This is a genomic window from Vibrio sp. GJ43-1 (genome assembly GCF_055808835.1).
The window spans coordinates 2,510,970-2,529,708 of sequence record NZ_CM147884.1 but is presented as its reverse complement, the minus strand read 5'-3'; the positions used below and the strand labels follow the sequence as shown (position 1 = coordinate 2,529,708).

Below are 18,739 nucleotides of genomic sequence, written 5' to 3'. Positions count from 1 at the left end.
AAAAACACCACTTAACGCTAAAAAAGAGGCTTGCCCCTTTATTCCTGTCACTTATATGACAGAATAGCAGTCCGATTGGCTATCTTAACTCAATAAACTGTGATGCAAGACCGTAATTTCGACGATATCGCCCACAAATTTGCAAAAAATATTTACGGCTCAGAGAAGGGTGAAATCCGCCAAACTATTGTTTGGGAAGACTTAACTCAAGCACTTGCCGTACTGGATGATACTAGAAAAACACTAGAAATATTAGATGCAGGTGGCGGATTGGGACAAGTTTCCCAAAGGATTGCAGCAAGAGGACATAACGTCACACTTTGTGACCTCTCTTCAGAGATGCTCAAGCTAGCGAAATCTGATGTTGAAAAAAAGGGACTACTTTCGCAATATCGCTGGATCCATAGCGCGATTCAACAAATCGATGACCATTTACCACAGCCTGTTGATTTGGCGTTGTTCCACGCGGTAATGGAATGGTTGGCTGACCCTAAATCTGCATTAGAAACCGTGTTAAGGCAAATCAAGCCGGGTGGTATCGCATCGATTATGTTTTATAACCATCATGGATTGGTGTTTAAGAACGTCATTTGTGGCAATATTCCGCATGTACTTAATGGAATGCCGCATCGTAAAAGATTCAAGCTTCAGCCCCAACAGGGACTTAAGCCAGAAGAGGTGTATCAGTGGATTGAAGAAGCAGGATTTGTGATACAAGGCAAATCCGGGATTCGCTCATTCAGTGATTACATCGGCAACATGCAATATATGGGAGACTACACAGCTGAAGAGGTTCTGAAACTGGAACAACAGCTGTGCCGCCAAGAGCCCTATCTCTCAATGGGTCGATACATTCACGTATGGGCACAAAAAAAGAAGAACAGGAAAGATAATGAGTGAGAACACTCTGCCTGCTGGAGAGCAACCTATCGACGAACTTGTCGGATGGGTGAAACAGCATGACTTTTCATTAAACCTGTCAACAGAACGGTTGGCATTTCTCATTTCTATTGCAGTTCTGAGTAATGAAAGATTTGATGAAGAACTGGGCGAAGGCGAACTGCACGACGCGTTCAAGATCGTAACCCAGCAATTTGATGAAACAGGAGACGCATCCGCGTTTCGAGCAAACAACGCCATCAACGAACTGGTAAAACAGAAGCTCATGAGCCGATTTACCAGTGAAGTGACCGATGGTGCGAGTATTTATCGCTTAAGTCCATTAGCAATAGGCATTACAGATTACTACGTTAGGCACCGCGAGTTTTCAAAACTGCGTTTATCGATTCAACTGTCTATGGTTGCTGACGAAATGGCGAAAGCGATCGTTGCGGCTAGAGACGGCGGAACGGTGGGGCATTGGCGTAAAAACGTCTTTGGTGTACTTAAATATTCGGTGGGAGAGATATTTGATCAAATCGATCTTAACCAACGAGTCATGGACGAGCAGCAACAGTTAGTGAAGCAACAAATCGCCGAGCTACTGAATAAAGATTGGCGTGAAGCCATCAATAACTGTGAATCCTTGTTATCAGAGACGTCGGCTAATTTGCGTGAGCTGCAAGATACCTTGCAAGCCATGCGTATGATGAATTGCAAACTCAGATCCTAGATATACAAGAAATCGTTTATGGTGATGATGAGCTTGAATTTGTTGGTGAAGCACTATTTGGACTGCAGATGAAGCTGGATCGCATTATCAGTTGGGGCCAGCAAGCTATCGATCTCTGGATTGGCTACGATCGCCATGTCCACAAATTCATACGTACCGCCATTGATATGGACCAAAACCGTGCCTTCAGCCAAAGGCTGCGTCAGTCGGTCACAGACTACTTTGATGCACCTTGGTATTTAACCTACGCCGATGCAGAGAAGTTGTCCGACTTGCGTGATGACGCTTTGGTCCTTCGTAATGAAGAAGTGACGGGCGCCGTGCCACTGGACGTAGAGTATGAAGAATTCGAGCAAGTGAATGATGAACTTGCCGAGCGCATTGCAGACATGCTGAAAGCGCATAAAGAGCGCGGAGCGGCGATCGACTTAGGGCAAGTCCTACGCGATTACCTAAGCTCACACCCTCAGACTCATCATTTTGATTTAGCAAGAATTGTTGTCGACCAAGCGGTGAGGTTGGGCTATTCCCAGTCTGACTACTCTGCCATCCAACCCGATTGGCAAGCGATTAACGATTTTGGCGCAAAGGTACAAGCAAATGTCATCGACAAATATTGACGAATACATGTCAGAAAAACTGGCAAAAGCAATTACAAACCCATTATTTCCGGCGCTAGACAGCGCGCTTCGTGCAGGTCGCCATATCTCGTCTGAAGATTTGGATAATCATGCGTTATTGTGCGACTTTGAGGTGGAGCTTGCTTCATTCTATCAACGTTACAATACCGAACTTGTCAAAGCTGCTGAAGGCTTCTTTTACCTGCGACCACGTTCAACCACGTTAATTGGACGTAGCGTATTATCTGAACTTGATATGCTCGTCGGTAAAGTGTTGTGTTTTCTTTACCTGAGTCCTGAGCGTTTAGCCCATGAAGGCATTTTTACCAATCAAGAGCTTTATGAAGAACTGTTGTCATTAGCGGATGAGTCTAAGCTGATGCGCTTAGTCACCAACCGAGCAACAGGTTCTGATCTTGATAAAGAAAAGTTGTTTGATAAGGTGAAAACCTCACTCAGAAGACTACGTCGTTTAGGTATGACCATTTCGATCGGCGATACTGGTAAATTTCGCATCAGCGAAGCAGTATTTCGCTTCGGTGCGGACGTTAGACTTGGCGATGATATGCGCGACGCTCAACTTCGTTTGATACGAGATGGGGAAGCGGTAGTGGTTCATGCTAAAGAACCAGAACAACAAAGCCTAATTCCAGCAGAAGAAACGCCAACAGCAGAACGACCAACAAGCACTGAAACAGAGCAAGGAAAAGACGAGGCAGACTTATGATTGAAAGAGGTAAGTATCAATCAATGACCATGATCAACTGGAACGGCTTCTTTGCGCGTACCTTTGATATTGATGGTCTGGTAACCACCTTGTCTGGCGGTAATGGTGCGGGCAAATCGACAGCAATGGCGTCATTTATCACGGCTCTAATTCCAGATCAGAGTCTACTGCACTTTAGAAACACCACCGAAGCGGGTAGTTCGCAAGCATCGCGTGATAAAGGCTTGTACGGTAAGTTACAACCGGGTACCTGTTACTCTGCGCTTGATGTGGTCAACTCTCGTAACCAACGCATTTTGTTTGTGGTTAAATTGCAGCAGGTGGCGGGTCGCGACAAAAAAGTCGACATTAAACCTTTCATTATTCAAGGTTTACCAAGTCATGTTAAACCGACAGATGTCTTAATTGAAAATGTGTCAGACAACCATGCCCGTGTTCGTCAGATCAACGAAGTCAAAGATGTCATCGGCGATATGGAAGGAGTGCAATTTAAAGCCTTCAGCTCGATTGTTGAATACCATTCACAGATGTTTGAATTTGGTGTATTACCGAAGAAGCTGCGTAATAACAGCGATCGTTCTAAATTCTACCGTTTGATCGAAGCATCATTATACGGCGGTATTTCTAGTGCGATTACCCGTTCATTGCGTGACTACTTGTTACCGCAAAACGGCGGAGTGAAAAAAGCCTTCCAAGATATGGAATCGGCGCTGCGCGAAAACCGCATGACATTGGAAGCCATCAAAACAACGCAAGCAGATCGTGATCTATTCAAGCATTTGATCACCGAATCAACCCACTACGTTGCCGCGGATTACATGCGTCATGCCAACGAAAGGCGCAATAAGCTAGAGCAGACATTAGCCTTGCGTGGTGAGTTGTTTGGCTCTCGTCAGAGCTTAATATCACAAAATGATCTGCTGAATAATGTCCAGCAGTCACTGTCCATGCTGGTGGAAAGTGAAGCGGGTTTAGAGCAAGATCATCAAGCGGCACAAGATCATTTGCAGTTGGTGCAAAATGCCCTGCGCCAACAAGAAAAAATCGCCCGCTACCAAGAAGATCTAGAAGAGCTGAATGAGCGTCTAGAAGAACAAGTGATGGTGGTTGAAGAAGCACAAGAGCGTAAATTCATTGCTGAAGAGCAGGCATCGCAATCTGAAGAAGAAGTGGATAGCCTCAAAACACAACTGGCTGATTATCAACAGGCGTTGGATGTACAACAAACGCGAACGCTTCAGTATCAACAAGCGGTACAAGCATTAGAAAAGGCTCGCCAGTTATTAGGCAGCAACGAGCTGGATGAAAGTAACGCAGCGGCGCAACTTAACCGTCTTAAAACGCAAGAAGCGACAAGCACCACGAAATTGCTAGAGCTTAAACACCGCGTTGACATGTCTTCGGCAGCGGCAAAACAGTTTGAACTTGCACTATCACTGGTGAAAAAAGTGGTCGGTGACGTCCGTCGTGACCAAGCATCCGATGTGGCGAAAGATCTGCTGAATAATGCTCAGGCGTACCAACAAGTACTGAACGATGAGACTCAGCTGCGCGCTCAATATCGAGATGTAGAAAAAGCACTTGAGCGACAAGCGCAGGCGCAACAACTTCGCACTGACATCGAGCAGCAAGGTATCCAAATCAAGACTGAAATGGATATTGAGCTAGAAGCAGAAAGTCAGCGTGAACGTGTACTCGAAACCGAGCTTAAGTTAGAAACGTTAAAAGAGCAGCAGCGTGATGTTAAACAGCAAGCGCAAGGACACAATGCTGACATCGCTCGTTTGGAAGCTCACGCGCCACAATGGATACGTTCATTCAACGCTTTAGAAGCATTGCGTGAGCAATCAGCACTTGAGTTAGTAGATCGTGCGGATGTGATTGCCTCAATGCAACATATCAATGAGTCTGAGCGCCAAACCGCGACAACAAGAGATACGCTAGCCATTAAGCGTGATGAACTAGAGCGTGAAATTGAGCGCCTTGCATCGCCTGGCGGCTCTAATGATCCTCGTTTAAAAGGGTTAGCGGATACCTTAGGCGGCGTATTGTTGTCTGAAATCTACGATGACATCACGTTGGATGATGCGCCGTATTTCAGTGCAATGTATGGTCCGGCTCGTCATGCGATCGTCGTTTCTAACCTCGATGGTATTAAAGAGAAACTGGTTGAGCTTGATGACTGCCCAGAAGATTTGTACATCATTGAAGGCGACATAGACGCGTTTGATGACAGCACCTTTGATGCCGATGAGCTAGGCGGCGCAGTATGCGTTCAGTTAAATGATCGTCAGTTGCGTTATTCTCGCTTCCCAACCATTCCATTGTTCGGGCGTGCCGCTCGTGAGCAACGTTTAGAGCTGCTTCGAGACCAAAAAGAAGAGACCGTTGAACAGCACGCGAAAGCGGCATTTGATGCACAAAAGCTGCAACGTTTGTATCAAGCATTTAATGCCTTTGTTGCCGAGCACATGCAGTTGGCATTTGACGCGGATCCTGAGCAAGCTATTGCTCAATCTCGAGAGCAGTTAAGTGTATGTAATCGCCAGCTGAATGATTTTAAACAACAAGAGCAGCAGGTTGCCTCACAGTTTAAGCAAGCAAAGCAGACGGTGGTTTTGTTAGATCGCCTGATGATGTCGGCGAGCATTTTGTTTGATGAGACTCTGACAGAACGATTCGATGCATTACGTACGCGCATCGAAGAGTTAAATACCGCGAAGCAGTTTATTTCAGCGCACGGTCAAACTGTGACGCAATTAAGCAATGTTGCTAACGCGCTAGAGAGCGATCCAGAGCAATTTGAAGCGCTGGAAAGTGAATATCAATCGTTGGATAGCGCTTTACAGTCGCTAAAAGGACAAATCTTTGCTGTGGCTGATTTAGCCGAGCGTCGTCCGCACTTTGCTTATGCCGACTCTGTTGAGATGCTGAGTAAAAGCAGTGAGCTGAGTGAGCAATTAAAGACCAAGTTGGTGCAAGCTGAAGACGCTCGTCGTCGTTTACGTGATGGCTTGAAACAAGCTCAAGAGCAATCAAACCAGTACAACCAAGTTATGGCATCGCTTAAGAGTTCATATCAAGCGAAATTAGAGACGGTTCAAGAGTTTAAGATTGAATTGCAAGACTACGGTGTTGTTGCCGATGACACCGCCTTTGAACGTGCTGAAAAGCGCCGTGATGAGCTGCATTTAGCATTGCAAACGTCTCGTACTCGTAAGAGCGAATACGAGAAAACCATTACCGCCACAGAGCTGGAGATGAAGGGGCTCGCTAAGCGTCTGAAAAAAGCTCAAAAAGAGTACGTAGAATTGCGTACCTATGTGGTGGCTGCGAAAGCCTACTGGTGTAGTGTCCTGCGTTTGGCAAAAGAAAATGACGTAGAGCGTCGATTGCATCGTCGTGAGCTGGCGTATTTAAGCGCCAATGAGCTGCGTTCAATGTCGGATAAATCATTAGGGGCGCTGCGTTTAGCTGTCGCGGATAATGAGAATCTTCGTGATGCATTACGTTTATCGGAAGACAATGCCAAACCTGAGCGCAAGGTATTGTTCTATATTGCCGTATACCAACACCTTCGAGAGCGTATTCGCCAAGATATTATTCGTACCGATGATCCGGTTGAAGCTATCGAAGAAATGGAAGTGGAGCTGGCTCGTTTAACCGAAGAGCTGACGCAGCGTGAAAACCGCCTTGCATTAAGTTCTGAGTCTGTTTCAAGCATCATTAAAAAGACCATTCAACGTGAGCAGAACCGCATCCGCATGCTCAACCAAGGGTTGTCTAATATCCACTTTGGACAGGTGAAAGGCGTACGTCTTAACGTTAAAGTTCGTGAAAGTCATGAGCAGCTTCTTGAAGCGCTGACGAGAGAGCACTCGGACTTGTTTGAAACCATGCGCTACACCTTCTCTGAAGCGATGGCGAAGTTGTTCCAACGCGTTAACCCACATATTGATATGGGGCAACGCTCACCACAAGTATTAGGCGAAGAGCTACTTGATTATCGTAATTACCTAGAGCTTAGCGTAGAAGTGAACCGTGGCTCTGATGGTTGGTTACAAGCCGAGTCTGGTGCGCTCTCCACAGGTGAAGCGATCGGTACGGGTCAATCTATCTTATTGATGGTGGTTCAGAGCTGGGAAGAGGAATCAAGACGATTACGCAGTAAAGATATTGTGCCATGTCGTCTCCTGTTCTTAGATGAAGCGGCCCGTTTGGATGCGAAATCTATTGCGACGCTGTTCGAGCTTTGTGATCGCCAAGGAATGCAGCTATTAATTGCCGCGCCAGAAAACATCAGCCCAGAAAAAGGCACCACGTATAAGCTTGTACGTAAAGTGTTTAAAGACCACGAGCATGTACACGTCGTTGGTCTACGCGGTTTTGGTGAGACGAAACAAGCAGAACAGATAAAAGAGCTTGAAGAGCAGATATTAGGCTAAGATCTAATCGGATAAAATAGAGCTAGAAAGAGGCGTGACACGGTAAGGGTCACGCTCTTTTTTTGATAGCCACCTTGTATCTTGAATGGTTTCGTATTTGAATAAAATATCATTATCTACAGTATGTTATCGGCGTTAGCATGTAGGAGTCTGTATGGTCGTATTTAGTATAGTGTCACTCATCGTCTTGGTGGTGTTATTCAATTTTTGGGGCGTCAGAATTCGTCATCAAGGTATGCAACCCATTCCAAGAGATAAGTTCGAAGCCGCTCAACAACGCATTGTGATAACACAGGACGGTCGTCAGGTCGCTTATTGTGTTTACGGCAGTGATGACCCAAACGCGCCAGTTGTTATTAATATGCACGGTTCCGGGTTAGAAGCGGGTTTTGAGCGAGCAACGTATGAGGCGGTTTGTGAGGCGCTAGAGTGTCGAGGGATCGCGATAAGCTTACCCGGTTGCGGGTTTAGTGACGAAAAACCCGGTCGCAGAGTGGTAGATTGGCCTGCTGAAGATTTAGACGCGGTGTTAACCGCGGAACGTATTGGTGAGTTTCATATTACGGGTCATTCGCAAGGGACGCCTCATGCGATGGCGGCGGCTTTACATTTTCAGGAGCGTTGTATTGGTTTAGGCCTTAATGCACCACTATTACCCACGGTACTTTGTGAAGAACTTGGCACAGGGGCGACCATAGGAACGGGAGGGACGCCAACATCGTCAAAGTTAAAACAGGTGACGATGGGCTGGTATTTTTCAGTGTTCCGCATTGTGTTTGGTGTGCTACCAGCCAGCCTCGCCAGTATGCCAATTCGTAAGGGGTTCCCTAAAGTTAACGCCGATAAAGCGCTTATTGAACGCTTTGAAAGTTCGATGCGTCGTTCTGTTGTAAGGGGAACAACCGGGGCGACATGGGAATCAGCGCAAGACACCTGCTTTGACTGGGGTTTTGATGTTAAGAATCTCCAATGTACTAATGCGTGCGTATGGCATTCTGATGATGATTCTGCGATTCCATTTGAACAAGGTAAATGGTTAGCCACACATTTGTCAGCAGACTATAAGCATGAGGCGGAAGGGTATGGTCATATGACGTATTGTGCTGGGCAATACCAAATACCAGAGAAATCGATTGTTGCAGCGCTTCTCAATGGCGCGGCTAAACCCAAGCAAACCTAATGGAAAAAGGGTTGACTTGATAGTCAACCCTTTTGGACGCTTTGACGTGATTTGCTATGCAAGCGCTTCAGTACTAGCGAACTTCGGAATTAACAGTAAGAGGTGCGGCTTTACCATGGCGCTCCCTTAGGCGTTGTAGCATCACCCAGATAACCTAGGCACGATTAAACACCCCAGCACGGTTGCGGCGAGCATGCCGCCGAACGTACTATAACCAACCGCGCGTCGGGCACCGTCACCAGCACCTGTGGCAATGACGAGCGGAATGACACCTAGGATAAAGGAGAACGCAGTCATTAATACGGCTCTAAAGCGCAATTTTGTTGCCGCAATAGCAGCATCGACAATTGACAGCCCTTTAGTTTCACGTAACTCTTTGGCAAATTCGACAATGAGTATGGCATTACGACTTGCCATTCCGACCATCAATACCAAGCCCACTTGCGTGTAGATATTAATATCGCCATCCATTAGCCAAGTGTGGAGCAGGGCACCGAAAATGGCCGTTGGCACACACATAATAATCGCCAGTGGTGTCACCCAAGATTCGTACTGCGCCACAAGGAACAAAAAGGTAAACAACATAGCCATGGCGAACATAATCGGTGCCGCATTGCCTGCTTTTTGCTCTTGGTAGGTTAGCCCTGACCAATCGTATTTGTAGCCTGCAGGTAAGCTTTCATCGGCGATTTTTGCCATGGCTGCTACCGCTTCTCCTGAGCTGTATCCCGGAGCTGCGACACCATTAATCATCAGTGAACTATACAGATTAAAGCGTTCAACCGCTTCTGGGCCCAGCGTATTATTTACTGTAATCAGTGAGTTAAGAGGCACCATCTTTCCATCAAGAGAACGAACGTAAAAACTTGAAATGTCGCTGCTTTTGGCGCGACTGCCGCATTCGGACTGCAAGAATACTTTGTAGTTTCGACCAAACTCTGTGAAGTCATTGACATAAAGACCGCCGAGGTAGGTTTGCAATGTCATATAGACAGACTCAAGGCTTACATTAGTGGCTTTGATTTTGTCTCTATTGAGCTTTACTTCTACTTGAGGTGTATTGGCGCGAAACATGGTGTAAGCCAAGTCAATGGCTGGATGCGCCATCGCTTGTTGCATCAAATTGTCGCCGACTTCAGCTAATGATTGAGATGAGCGTCCCATGGTATCTTCAAGGCGCATTTCAAACCCTGAGTTCATTCCAAGCGCAGGAATAGCGGGAGAAAAGAAGCTAATGATCTCAGCATGCTTGATGGAATCAAGTTTGGTTTGAACGCGCTCCATGATGGCTTTCATGTGCATGGTTGTGTCTTTACGCTGTTGCCAATGGTCAAGGTTAACAATCATCATTGCAGAGTTAGAAGCAGCGGCATTACCAAGTAAGCTAAAACCGGGAGCCGACACGACACTGGACACCCCTTCTTCCGATTGCACAATGTCAATTGCATCACGGGTAATCTGCTCGGTACGTGCAAGCGACGCCGCTTGTGGCAGTTCTACGTTAATGAAAAAGCTGCCAGAATCTTCATCGGGTAGGAAGCCACTTGGCATGTGATAGCCCATCATTACGATGGCCGCAATCATGACGCCAAAGCACGCTATGCTTAGCGCCAAGCGTCTGATCATCAGCGATACCGTCACGCCAAGCCCTGTTGTGGCTTTTTCTAATCCGTGATTGAATGCTTGCAACCATTTGCCGGGCTTAGGGCCGCCGGGGCGCATTAAAATGGCGGCAAGGGCAGGGGTAAGGGTTAAGGCATTTATCGTTGAAATGGCGATAGAAACCGATAGCGTAATACCAAATTGCTGATACAGCTGACCTGTCAGTCCGGGCATCATGGTAACGGGACCAAATACTGCAAACAGCACTAAAGCAGAAGCAAGAATAGGCGCGGTCACTTCTCGCATGGCTTTTAGTGTGGCATCCATTGGTGAAAGATGCTCTTCTGCCATTAAACGTTCAACGTTCTCAACCACAATAATAGCGGCGTCGACAACAGCGCCAATCGACAATACGAGACCAAGCAGTGTCAGCATGTTCATCGACATCCCCATCACTTTCATGGCAGAAAAAGTGGCAATGACAGAGACAGGAATCGCAATCACCGGAATGATGGTGGTGCGCCAATCTTGAAGGAAAACGTACGTTACCGCCGTGACGAGTAGAACCGCAATGATGAGGGTTTCGAACACCTCTGCGATAGAGACTTTAACAAACTCGGTCTGGTTGTATGGAATTGAGTAGTCAATACCTTGCGGAAAGCGTGACTTGAGCTCTTCCATTTTGTTATCAATGCCAGAGGATATATCCAACGCGTTGGCTCCTGGCGCTTGGTAAATCGCAAGTAACGCGGCATCTGATTGGTTATACATCGCTTTGACGATGTACTGTTGAGAACCTAGCTCCACCTTGCCCACGTCCGAAATGCGAACTAATTTACCTTGCTTGTCAGATTTGACCACGATGTCGTCAAACTGTTCGGCGTTACTTAATCGTCCTTCAGTGCGTACCACCATTTGAAACGGTGAAGATTGCTCAGCATAGGGCGCAGCACCCACCATACCAGCAGGGCGGATGACATTCTGCTCGCCAATGGCGGCAGCCACATCTTCAGGTACAATACCAAGGCTTGCCATTTTGAGCGGATCAAGCCAAATACGCATCGCGTATTCCATGTCGCCGATATTACGTACCTTTGAAACCCCAGCCACCCGCGCGAGCTCGTCTTTAATGTTCATGTTGGCGTAGTTGTTGAGAAATAGCCCGTCTTGGCTTTGATCTGGCGAGTGCACCAAAACGGCCATCATAATGTTGGACGCGGTCTTTTCAACTTTGACTCCTGAACGTTTCACTTCTTCAGGTAACTTCGCCATTGCACGGTTGACTCGGTTTTGTACTAATATTTGTGCCTTGTCAGCATCAAAACCGACTTCAAAGGCTACGGTCAGCAAGTAGTTGCCGTCGCCAGCGGATTTAGATTTCATGTAAATCATGCCTTCGACACCGTTAACCTCTTTCTCTATTTCGGTTGCAACGGTATCTCGCAGCACTTCGGCGTTTGCGCCAGTAAATTCCGTGGTCACTTCAATTTCAGGTGGCGCGACATTTGGGTACTGTTCGACGGGGGCATTAAGTAGTGCAACCAGACCGATGATGGTCATCAAGATACTCAGTACGATGGAGAACTTGGGACGACGGATAAAAAATTCAACCATTTGAGTTATCCTTCTTCCGTCATGGCAGCATACACGATGGTTCCCGGTTTCACCTTTTGCAGCCCATCGACAACAATATGTTCGCCCAGCGTCAGGCCTGACTCAACTAAAAAGATATCGCTCAATTGCTGATACCACTTAAAGTACTTTTTTTGCACGGTGGCTTGCGAATCCACGGCATAGACAAAGTGTCCACCTTGATCATATTGAACGGCTTTGCTCGGTACTGACAAAGAAGCAATGGAATCATCAACCACTTCAACGGTGACATATTGTCCCGGTAATAAAAGGAGCTGTGGGTTAGGGAAGTTAAGACGAACGGTGATCGTACCCGTTTCAACATCCACGCGGTTATCGACAAAACCGACTTGGCCTGCGTGAGGGTAGCGAATTCCGTTCGCTAATTTTAGATTGACATCAAAGTCGCTGGCATGGCTTTGATTCAAGATCATTGCTTTTTGAAATTCGGCTAATCCAGAGGTTTCATTGACCGAAATATTGACCCAAGTGGTGTCGAGTTTGACCACGGTTGTTAGCGGCTGTCCTTCAGGTGTGACGATGTCACCTAAGCTGTATTCAGAGTTACTCACGCGGCCCTTAATTGGGCTAGTGATTTGTGTCCAGTCGAGCTCGAGCTGGGCTTTATCAAATTCAGAATTCGCGATTTCATAACTGGCCAACGCGGTGGTGTGCTCAAGTTGAATTTCTTCGAACTCTAGTGGGCTTAATGAGCCTTCACTGTGAAGTTTGCTTGCTCTTGTCAGGGTACGCTTGGCTTGGGCGAGTTGTGCCTTGGTTTTGGCTCGCTCGGCTTTAGCGGCGTTCAATCTAACCTGAAATGGCTTTGGATCCAGCTCATACAATAGCTCGCCTTTTTCCACATCCGCGCCTTCAGACACCGCTTTGTGAATAAGGCGCCCGGATACCAGTGGTCTAATTTGCACATCTTCGGGAGCACGAGTTCGACCGACATATTCGGTGATGGGGAAAGTGTCACTTTGTGATACGGCGATAGTATTCACGCTGACAGGAGACACAGAAGCAACAGTTGCGTTGTCAGTATCACAGCCAAAGAGAAAGGTTAACGAAAATGTTAAGGCTGCATATAGAACGGATTTGGTCATTTAAATCTCCAAGCCACAAAATCCAAAGAGTCATTAAAGCAATTACCATTACTTTATATGTGTAGACCTAATATTTCAGGGTCGTGATTGACGACGAGCTGTGAGACTGTTCATGCTAAGAAACGCAGTGTTGGTCGCACATTATTAGGCGCGGCAAATATAAAGGGTGAGAAGTCGAAGGCGCAGTGAATTAATGCAAATATAAATTTACCTATAGATCAGGCTTTTAGTGTGGTGTTAAGGGTTTGAGCTCGTGGGGTGAGGGTTGTTAACACGCTAACGGATTGTTTTGATAGATTAATGCTTGATTGCCAGGAAGGTTATGGATGGCGTGCTATTGTCTGGGTGAATGCTAAATGGTTTGGTATTTTTGATGTTTTGCAGATAAGTGACTGATACTTAATAATTTACTTGATGTGTGATTTTTTAATGATTCTAGAGGAAAGAAATCGAAAAGTGAGATCTAGCGCAAACATGATGTGGTGTAATCGGTTTGCCAGTACTTTTATCAAAAAAACGGTGGGCAATAACCCACCGTTTTTGTTCTGTTTTACTGGCTACTCGTTATGGTGGCCAAACATTTTTGCCGCATACTCAACACGTTCTTCCGGTGTTGGGTAGTCAAACGGGTTTGGTGTCCCAAGTGATTCAATATGCTGTAGGCGAGGGAGTAAGCCACACCCGTTAGCAATCTGAATGGCTAAGCCAGGACGTGCGTTAAGCTCTAATACCATCGGACCTTCTTCACGGTCAAGCACCATATCGGTACCCATGTAACCAAGCGTTGTCATTTCATACGCGCTAGAGGCAAGTGTCAGCAGACGCTTCCAGTGAGGCACCACCAACGTTGCCAGTTCTTTACCGGTATCAGGATGCAATGTCACGGGTTGGTCATATTGCACCGCACGAACCGCTTTACCGGTTGCGATGTCAATACCTACCCCTACCGCGCCTTGGTGCAAGTTGGCTTTACCGTCAGACATTGAGGTAGAGAGTCGCATCATGGCCATAACGGGGTAGCCTTGGAATACAATGATTCGTACATCAGGCACACCCTCATAACTGAAGCCGTCAAAACAGTCATCAAATTTGATAAGGTTTTCAACGACGGCTACGTCGTTCTTGCCACCAAGAGAGAACAAACCAGCAAGAGCGTTACTGATGTGGCGCTCTACATCGACTTCGTTAATCGTTGCACCAGAGGGTTTAGTGTAAACACCATCTTTGTGCTCAGTGACGACCAATATGCCTTTACCACCACTACCTTGAGCGGGCTTAATCACAAAGCCAGGCCAGTCTTTCACCATCTTGTGAACTTTTTTAACTTCAGCTTGGCTACGAATGACGCCGATAAGGGCAGGCGTTGTTGCGCCTGCTTTTTCAGCGATGATCTTCGTTTGCAGCTTGTCATCAACCAGCGGATACTTAGAGCGATCATTGTACTTACTAATGTAGCTATGATTGCGCTTGTTCATTCCCATAATGCCACGTTCGCGTAGCTTGAACGGACTGGTAATCTTATTCAACATAGATTAGTCCTCCGTCAGAGGTTTGAATCGACGTAGCTCTGTTAGACGGTAACCAGTGTAAGTACCGACCAAAAGAATGGTGCCAAGGATAACCAGTTGCAGCCCGATAAAGTTGAACGTGAGATGCTGAATGTATGGATTGGTCATCGCAACATAAACCATCACTGCCGTTAGCAGAGAACCGCCACCTTGTAGCACAACCTCTTTTACGCCTTCTTCTTCCCACAAAATAGACATACGTTCGATTGTCCAAGAAAGGATAATCATAGGGAAGAAGGTAATGGATAGCCCTTCGGTAAGGCCGATCTTAAAGGCCACTACAGTAAAGACGGAGATAATCAATATAACGGTGATGATTACCGCCGATATTCGGGCAACGAGCAGCAAGTTAAGTTTGGACAGGTAACTTCGAATCACCAAGCCAGTACCAACAATAAGCAAGAAACCGACAATACCCGTGACCAGTTGTGTTTGTACAAACGCCACCGCAATCAATACCGGCATAAAGGTGCCTGATGTTTTCAAGCCAACCAACACTCGCAACAAAACAACGATAAGCGCACCAATTGGGATAAGCATGATGGTCTTAAACATTGCTTGCTCTTCCAGCGGTAGGCTGTGAATCGAGAAGTTAAGTAGGTTGTCAGAATCGACCTTACTGTCGGTGGCTTCTTGAGCACTGACTTCTTGAGCAATCATCGTAAAGTGTACTTTACTGTCTTTACCACCGACCACATCAAGTAATGAAACGTTAGACTCATCCCAGACGAGAAGGTTTTTCTTCTTCTCGCCTTCATTGGCTTCTGGTGCGAAAATCTGCCACTTAGCGCCATCCCAGACTTGGATCATTTGTTGGATGGATTGACGACGGCGACCATCTTCCAGCTCGATGACACCAACCACTTTGCTAGGAATCTCAGCGTACGCTAACAATTTTGCCGCTGCTTGAGTCTTGTTCATCGTATTAAGAATGAGGGCAGAGTTTTGACTATCTACGTCATTGAGGGTTTTGATGAGCTCACGGGTAAACGTGATGTTGTCCGATGAACGACTGTTTGCTCGCTCGATAAGCGCGGTTGCAGCGGCTTCTTCAGGCCCATCGAATGTTGGAATAACGATGTCACCCGTTGGTGGTTCTGAGTTGGCGACGGCTTGGTCATCGACAAGGAATTGAGTTTTGTAGTAGATAGTTTGCGGTCCATGAGCTTCACGAATAGACCATTCTGCTCGTCGACCTGCGTCTGTTTCAACGTAAGAAATGCCGTAACCTGGCGAAGACGCCGACTCACTAATGAGTGTAAAGCCTTCTTGCGTGTATGGCGCGGCTAAAGAGACTTTAGCGGGTTGGCCAGTCGCGTTAAACTCGACTCGGGATTCAATGTCCCAAACTTGACGAGCTTCGCCTGGGGTCCAAGGTACGCCGTAGGTTTCATGTCGAAGGACACTAAGCGCGATACCTATTGCAATCAGCACACCAACTGATAGAAAAAATGGAATACGTGAAGTCATAAACAACCTTATTATTGTAATTTACTGTCCCTGAGAGTGTTATTCAAAAGAGATTCATTCGTTAGAAGAAAGTATATATTGCTGACTAACGTCAACTAAAGCAATATCTTTGATGAATTCTCTTCCTAGTAATATAGGGTGGGTCATTTGAGAGCGATCTGCCAGTGTAAATTGCGCTTTTTCATGGATATTTCCAACACGGATCCACAATTCGATAACGGCGCGACGTTCGGCCTTTTCATTCGTAGATTGACGAATTTTAACATAACGAATAACGGGCGCCTCAATCCAACGCTTGTCTTGTGTTTTCGCTTTGTCATCGAGGAGGTGGAATTTTACCCACTGTTTGCCATCGCGCTCAAAAACTTGAATGTCGATAGCATTAAGAGATGAGGTGACAGCACCCGTATCAACGCGAGCATCGAATCGGCGATTAAGAATATCAAGGTCGACCTTTTCAACCGAACCTAAAACGACAGGCTTAGATGGACTTATATTGCGAGCAGGGGTGGTTTGTTTTTTCGGCTCAGCCAACTTTTCTACGGCTGAGTCTTGGTTGTTTTGCAGTGTTTCGATGCGCTTAGTCAGCGCAATCACTTCAGATTCAAGGCTATCAATATAGTCGCTTTGATTGCTTAGTTGTAGATCCAAATTCGTAAGGCGATTATCAAGGTGTTGTTCGGAGTTCTTGATCGCATTTAAGGTACTTTGGTGAAGTTCTTGGTGGTTTACAGAAGCGCAGCCAGCGAGAAGAGTGATGGCGACAAGCGGTACCAAGCGTTTGTACATCTTAAATCCTAAACAGTTGTGGTAAATTGGAATGAATTGAGGCGGATTTTAACGCATCGAATAGGGAGTGCGATACTCCCTATTGTCAGAGCTGCGTCAGACTTATAAGCCTTTGGTAAATATCATAAGAAATGAGAAGCCAAGTGAATTTAGTTGCTTGGATTGTCAGCGACGAGGATCGCTCTTCGTGGGGCTGGGTAGCCTTCAATCGTCTTTGTTGGATCATTGGGATCCAGATAATCAGGTAAAGAGTTATGCGTCATCCACTCAGTCGTGCGTTGCTCGCCGACTGACGTCACGTTTTCGTCCACAATGCGTACATTCTCAAAGCCTACTTTTTCTAACCACACTTTTAGCGCAGGCGCAGATGGGAAGAAGTAAACGTTGCGCATTTGTGCATAACGGTCAAACGGGACAAGTACGGCGTTTTCATCGCCATCAATCACGAGAGTCTCAAGAATTAACTCGCCACCGGGAACTAACTGGTTTTTGAGCTGGATCAGGTGGTCAAGTGGAGAGCGACGGTGATAGAGCACACCCATGCTAAAAACCGTATCAAAGGCTTCAAGCTCTGGTAGCTGCTCAATTCCTAACGGCAATAAGTGCGCTCGCTGGTCATCGCCCATCAGCTTGCGAATGGCTTCAAACTGGACCAGAAACAGGTGCGATGGGTCGATACCCACACAAAGGCGTGCACCTTCGCCTAGCATGCGCCACATATGGTAGCCATTACCACAGCCAACATCTAAAACTGAGCGATCTTTGAGTGGCGTGATGTGGGGTAATACACGATCCCATTTCCAATCTGAGCGCCACTCAGTGTCAATGTGAATATCATGGACAGTATAAGGCCCTTTGCGCCAAGGGTGGAATGTACGAAGTAGGCTTTCTAGCTTCTTCATTTCACCGACGGGCAGTGCGTCTGAATTGGAAAGCGTGACGCTGGTTTTTAGGTCAATGTTATCCGGAGTACCCGTTTGGATTTTCGCCAAAGCTCGTAGCCAGCGGTCGAAATCGCCATGTTGGGCATTTTGCCAGTCTGTCAATTGTTGAGGAAGAACCGTTAGCCATGGTTGTAAACGCGTGTCTTGGGCAATGAGTTGATAAAAATTTGCAAAGTTAAACATGGGACTCTCGATATATTGACTTATTTGATGGCGAACATAGAACCAAAATTGAAACACTGGAACCAGACTTCAGAGCTACTAAAACCAATGTCATTAAAGCGTTGCTTATGCGTGGCGATAGAATCAGGGCGCATCACGTTTTCAATAGCGCTGCGCTTTTGACTGATTTCGAGCTCGCTATAACCGTTGGCTCGTTTGAAGTCATGGTGAAGGTCGATTAATAACTCATGCGCGGTGTCATCTTCAAAGATGTACTTTTCTGACAAAATTAGAATGCCACCCGGGCGCAGACCTTCATAAATCTTTTCTAGTAGGGTCTGCCTGTCTTCAGGCGATAAGAATTGCAAAGTAAAATTGAGTACAACCACCGATGCATTCTTAATCTCGATGTTGCGGATATCCGCCTCAATCACATCGACAGGCGTATCGGAACGATAGGCGTTAATGTGCAACTTGCAGCGCTCGACCATTGCTGAAGAGTTGTCGACGGCAATAATTTTGCAGCCTTCTTGCTGGATATGGCGACGCATAGAAAGCGTTGCGGCACCAAGAGAGCAGCCAAGATCGTAGACAACAGAATGAGGTTTGGCAAAACGCTCCGCCAACATACCGATAGCAGAAATGATATTGCTATAGCCCGGTACGGAACGTTGAATCATGTCTGGGAAGACTTCAGCCACCCTTTCATCAAACGTAAAATCGCCAATTTTCGCGATAGGGGCAGAGAATATCGTATCTTTGTTTTCCATGTCGTCTCTCTCATTCTGTAGACGTAATAAAAAGGCGCGCATTTTACGCTATTCAAGTGTACTTGTCATTATATGAAGCCATTCTTTACTCACCGTGGCTACAGGTGGTGTG

At 46.4% G+C, this 18,739-nt stretch carries 11 protein-coding genes and 1 pseudogene; 5 read left to right on the top strand and 7 right to left on the bottom strand.

The features are described 5' to 3' along the window. The first annotated feature begins 99 nt into the window (after positions 1-99). The 5 genes and pseudogenes from cmoM to AC0L66_RS12115 all read left to right on the top strand — a co-directional run bounded on the left by cmoM (position 100) and on the right by AC0L66_RS12115 (position 8,584). A complete protein-coding gene (cmoM, locus tag AC0L66_RS12135; RefSeq protein ID WP_473567488.1) occupies positions 100-900 on the top strand; it encodes a tRNA uridine 5-oxyacetic acid(34) methyltransferase CmoM in 801 nt (266 codons plus the stop codon). Next, positions 893-2,232: pseudogene (gene mukF, locus AC0L66_RS12130) on the top strand (chromosome partition protein MukF). The gene cmoM and the pseudogene mukF overlap by 8 nt, the downstream one beginning before the upstream one ends. Further along, positions 2,213-2,959, top strand: a complete 747-nt coding sequence (gene mukE, locus AC0L66_RS12125; RefSeq protein ID WP_265675072.1) for a chromosome partition protein MukE — start codon at positions 2,213-2,215, stop codon at positions 2,957-2,959. The pseudogene mukF and the gene mukE overlap by 20 nt, the downstream one beginning before the upstream one ends. Next, positions 2,956-7,404 (top strand): chromosome partition protein MukB, encoded by a 4,449-nt coding sequence (mukB, locus tag AC0L66_RS12120; RefSeq protein ID WP_473567487.1) that lies wholly within the window; start codon positions 2,956-2,958, stop codon positions 7,402-7,404. Before mukE ends, mukB begins: the two co-directional genes overlap by 4 nt. 154 nt (positions 7,405-7,558) lie before the next feature. Beyond that, a complete protein-coding gene (locus tag AC0L66_RS12115) occupies positions 7,559-8,584 on the top strand; it encodes an alpha/beta hydrolase (protein WP_265675074.1) in 1,026 nt (341 codons plus the stop codon). Positions 8,585-8,725: 141 nt separating this feature from the next. Here the strand turns inward: AC0L66_RS12115 and AC0L66_RS12110 are convergent, their stop codons facing one another. From AC0L66_RS12110 to cmoA, 7 genes are all read right to left on the bottom strand, one after another. Then, a complete protein-coding gene (locus AC0L66_RS12110; RefSeq protein ID WP_473567486.1) occupies positions 8,726-11,800 on the bottom strand; it encodes an efflux RND transporter permease subunit in 3,075 nt (1,024 codons plus the stop codon). Positions 11,801-11,805: 5 nt separating this feature from the next. Then, entirely contained in the window at positions 11,806-12,924 is a 1,119-nt protein-coding gene (locus tag AC0L66_RS12105; RefSeq protein ID WP_473567484.1) for an efflux RND transporter periplasmic adaptor subunit, read from the bottom strand. Between the two features lie 557 nt (positions 12,925-13,481). Then, a complete protein-coding gene (locus tag AC0L66_RS12100; protein WP_265675077.1) occupies positions 13,482-14,453 on the bottom strand; it encodes an alpha-L-glutamate ligase-like protein in 972 nt (323 codons plus the stop codon). Between the two features lie 3 nt (positions 14,454-14,456). Further along, entirely contained in the window at positions 14,457-15,962 is a 1,506-nt protein-coding gene (locus tag AC0L66_RS12095) for an inactive transglutaminase family protein (RefSeq protein ID WP_265675078.1), read from the bottom strand. A gap of 54 nt (positions 15,963-16,016) precedes the next feature. Beyond that, positions 16,017-16,751, bottom strand: coding sequence for an ATP-dependent zinc protease family protein (locus AC0L66_RS12090; RefSeq protein ID WP_265675079.1), 735 nt, complete (start codon positions 16,749-16,751; stop codon positions 16,017-16,019). 149 nt (positions 16,752-16,900) lie between these two features. Continuing rightward, positions 16,901-17,878: a tRNA 5-methoxyuridine(34)/uridine 5-oxyacetic acid(34) synthase CmoB gene (gene cmoB / locus AC0L66_RS12085; RefSeq protein WP_265675080.1), complete on the bottom strand. Its 978-nt coding sequence runs from the start codon at positions 17,876-17,878 to the stop codon at positions 16,901-16,903. A gap of 20 nt (positions 17,879-17,898) precedes the next feature. Continuing rightward, complete coding sequence (gene cmoA, locus AC0L66_RS12080) at positions 17,899-18,627, bottom strand: carboxy-S-adenosyl-L-methionine synthase CmoA (protein ID WP_265675081.1); 729 nt, start codon at positions 18,625-18,627, stop codon at positions 17,899-17,901. Positions 18,628-18,739 lie beyond the last annotated feature (112 nt).

Coding starts and splice junctions, on each gene's coding strand:
- AC0L66_RS12105 (WP_473567484.1), bottom strand. CDS start 12,924: ATGACCAAATCCGTTCTATATGCAGCCTTAACATTTTCGTTAACCTTT.
- AC0L66_RS12095 (WP_265675078.1), bottom strand. CDS start 15,962: ATGACTTCACGTATTCCATTTTTTCTATCAGTTGGTGTGCTGATTGCA.
- AC0L66_RS12110 (WP_473567486.1), bottom strand. CDS start 11,800: ATGGTTGAATTTTTTATCCGTCGTCCCAAGTTCTCCATCGTACTGAGT.
- AC0L66_RS12100 (WP_265675077.1), bottom strand. CDS start 14,453: ATGTTGAATAAGATTACCAGTCCGTTCAAGCTACGCGAACGTGGCATT.
- cmoB (WP_265675080.1), bottom strand. CDS start 17,878: ATGTTTAACTTTGCAAATTTTTATCAACTCATTGCCCAAGACACGCGT.
- AC0L66_RS12090 (WP_265675079.1), bottom strand. CDS start 16,751: ATGTACAAACGCTTGGTACCGCTTGTCGCCATCACTCTTCTCGCTGGC.
- AC0L66_RS12115 (WP_265675074.1), top strand. CDS start 7,559: ATGGTCGTATTTAGTATAGTGTCACTCATCGTCTTGGTGGTGTTATTC.
- mukB (WP_473567487.1), top strand. CDS start 2,956: ATGATTGAAAGAGGTAAGTATCAATCAATGACCATGATCAACTGGAAC.
- mukE (WP_265675072.1), top strand. CDS start 2,213: ATGTCATCGACAAATATTGACGAATACATGTCAGAAAAACTGGCAAAA.
- cmoA (WP_265675081.1), bottom strand. CDS start 18,627: ATGGAAAACAAAGATACGATATTCTCTGCCCCTATCGCGAAAATTGGC.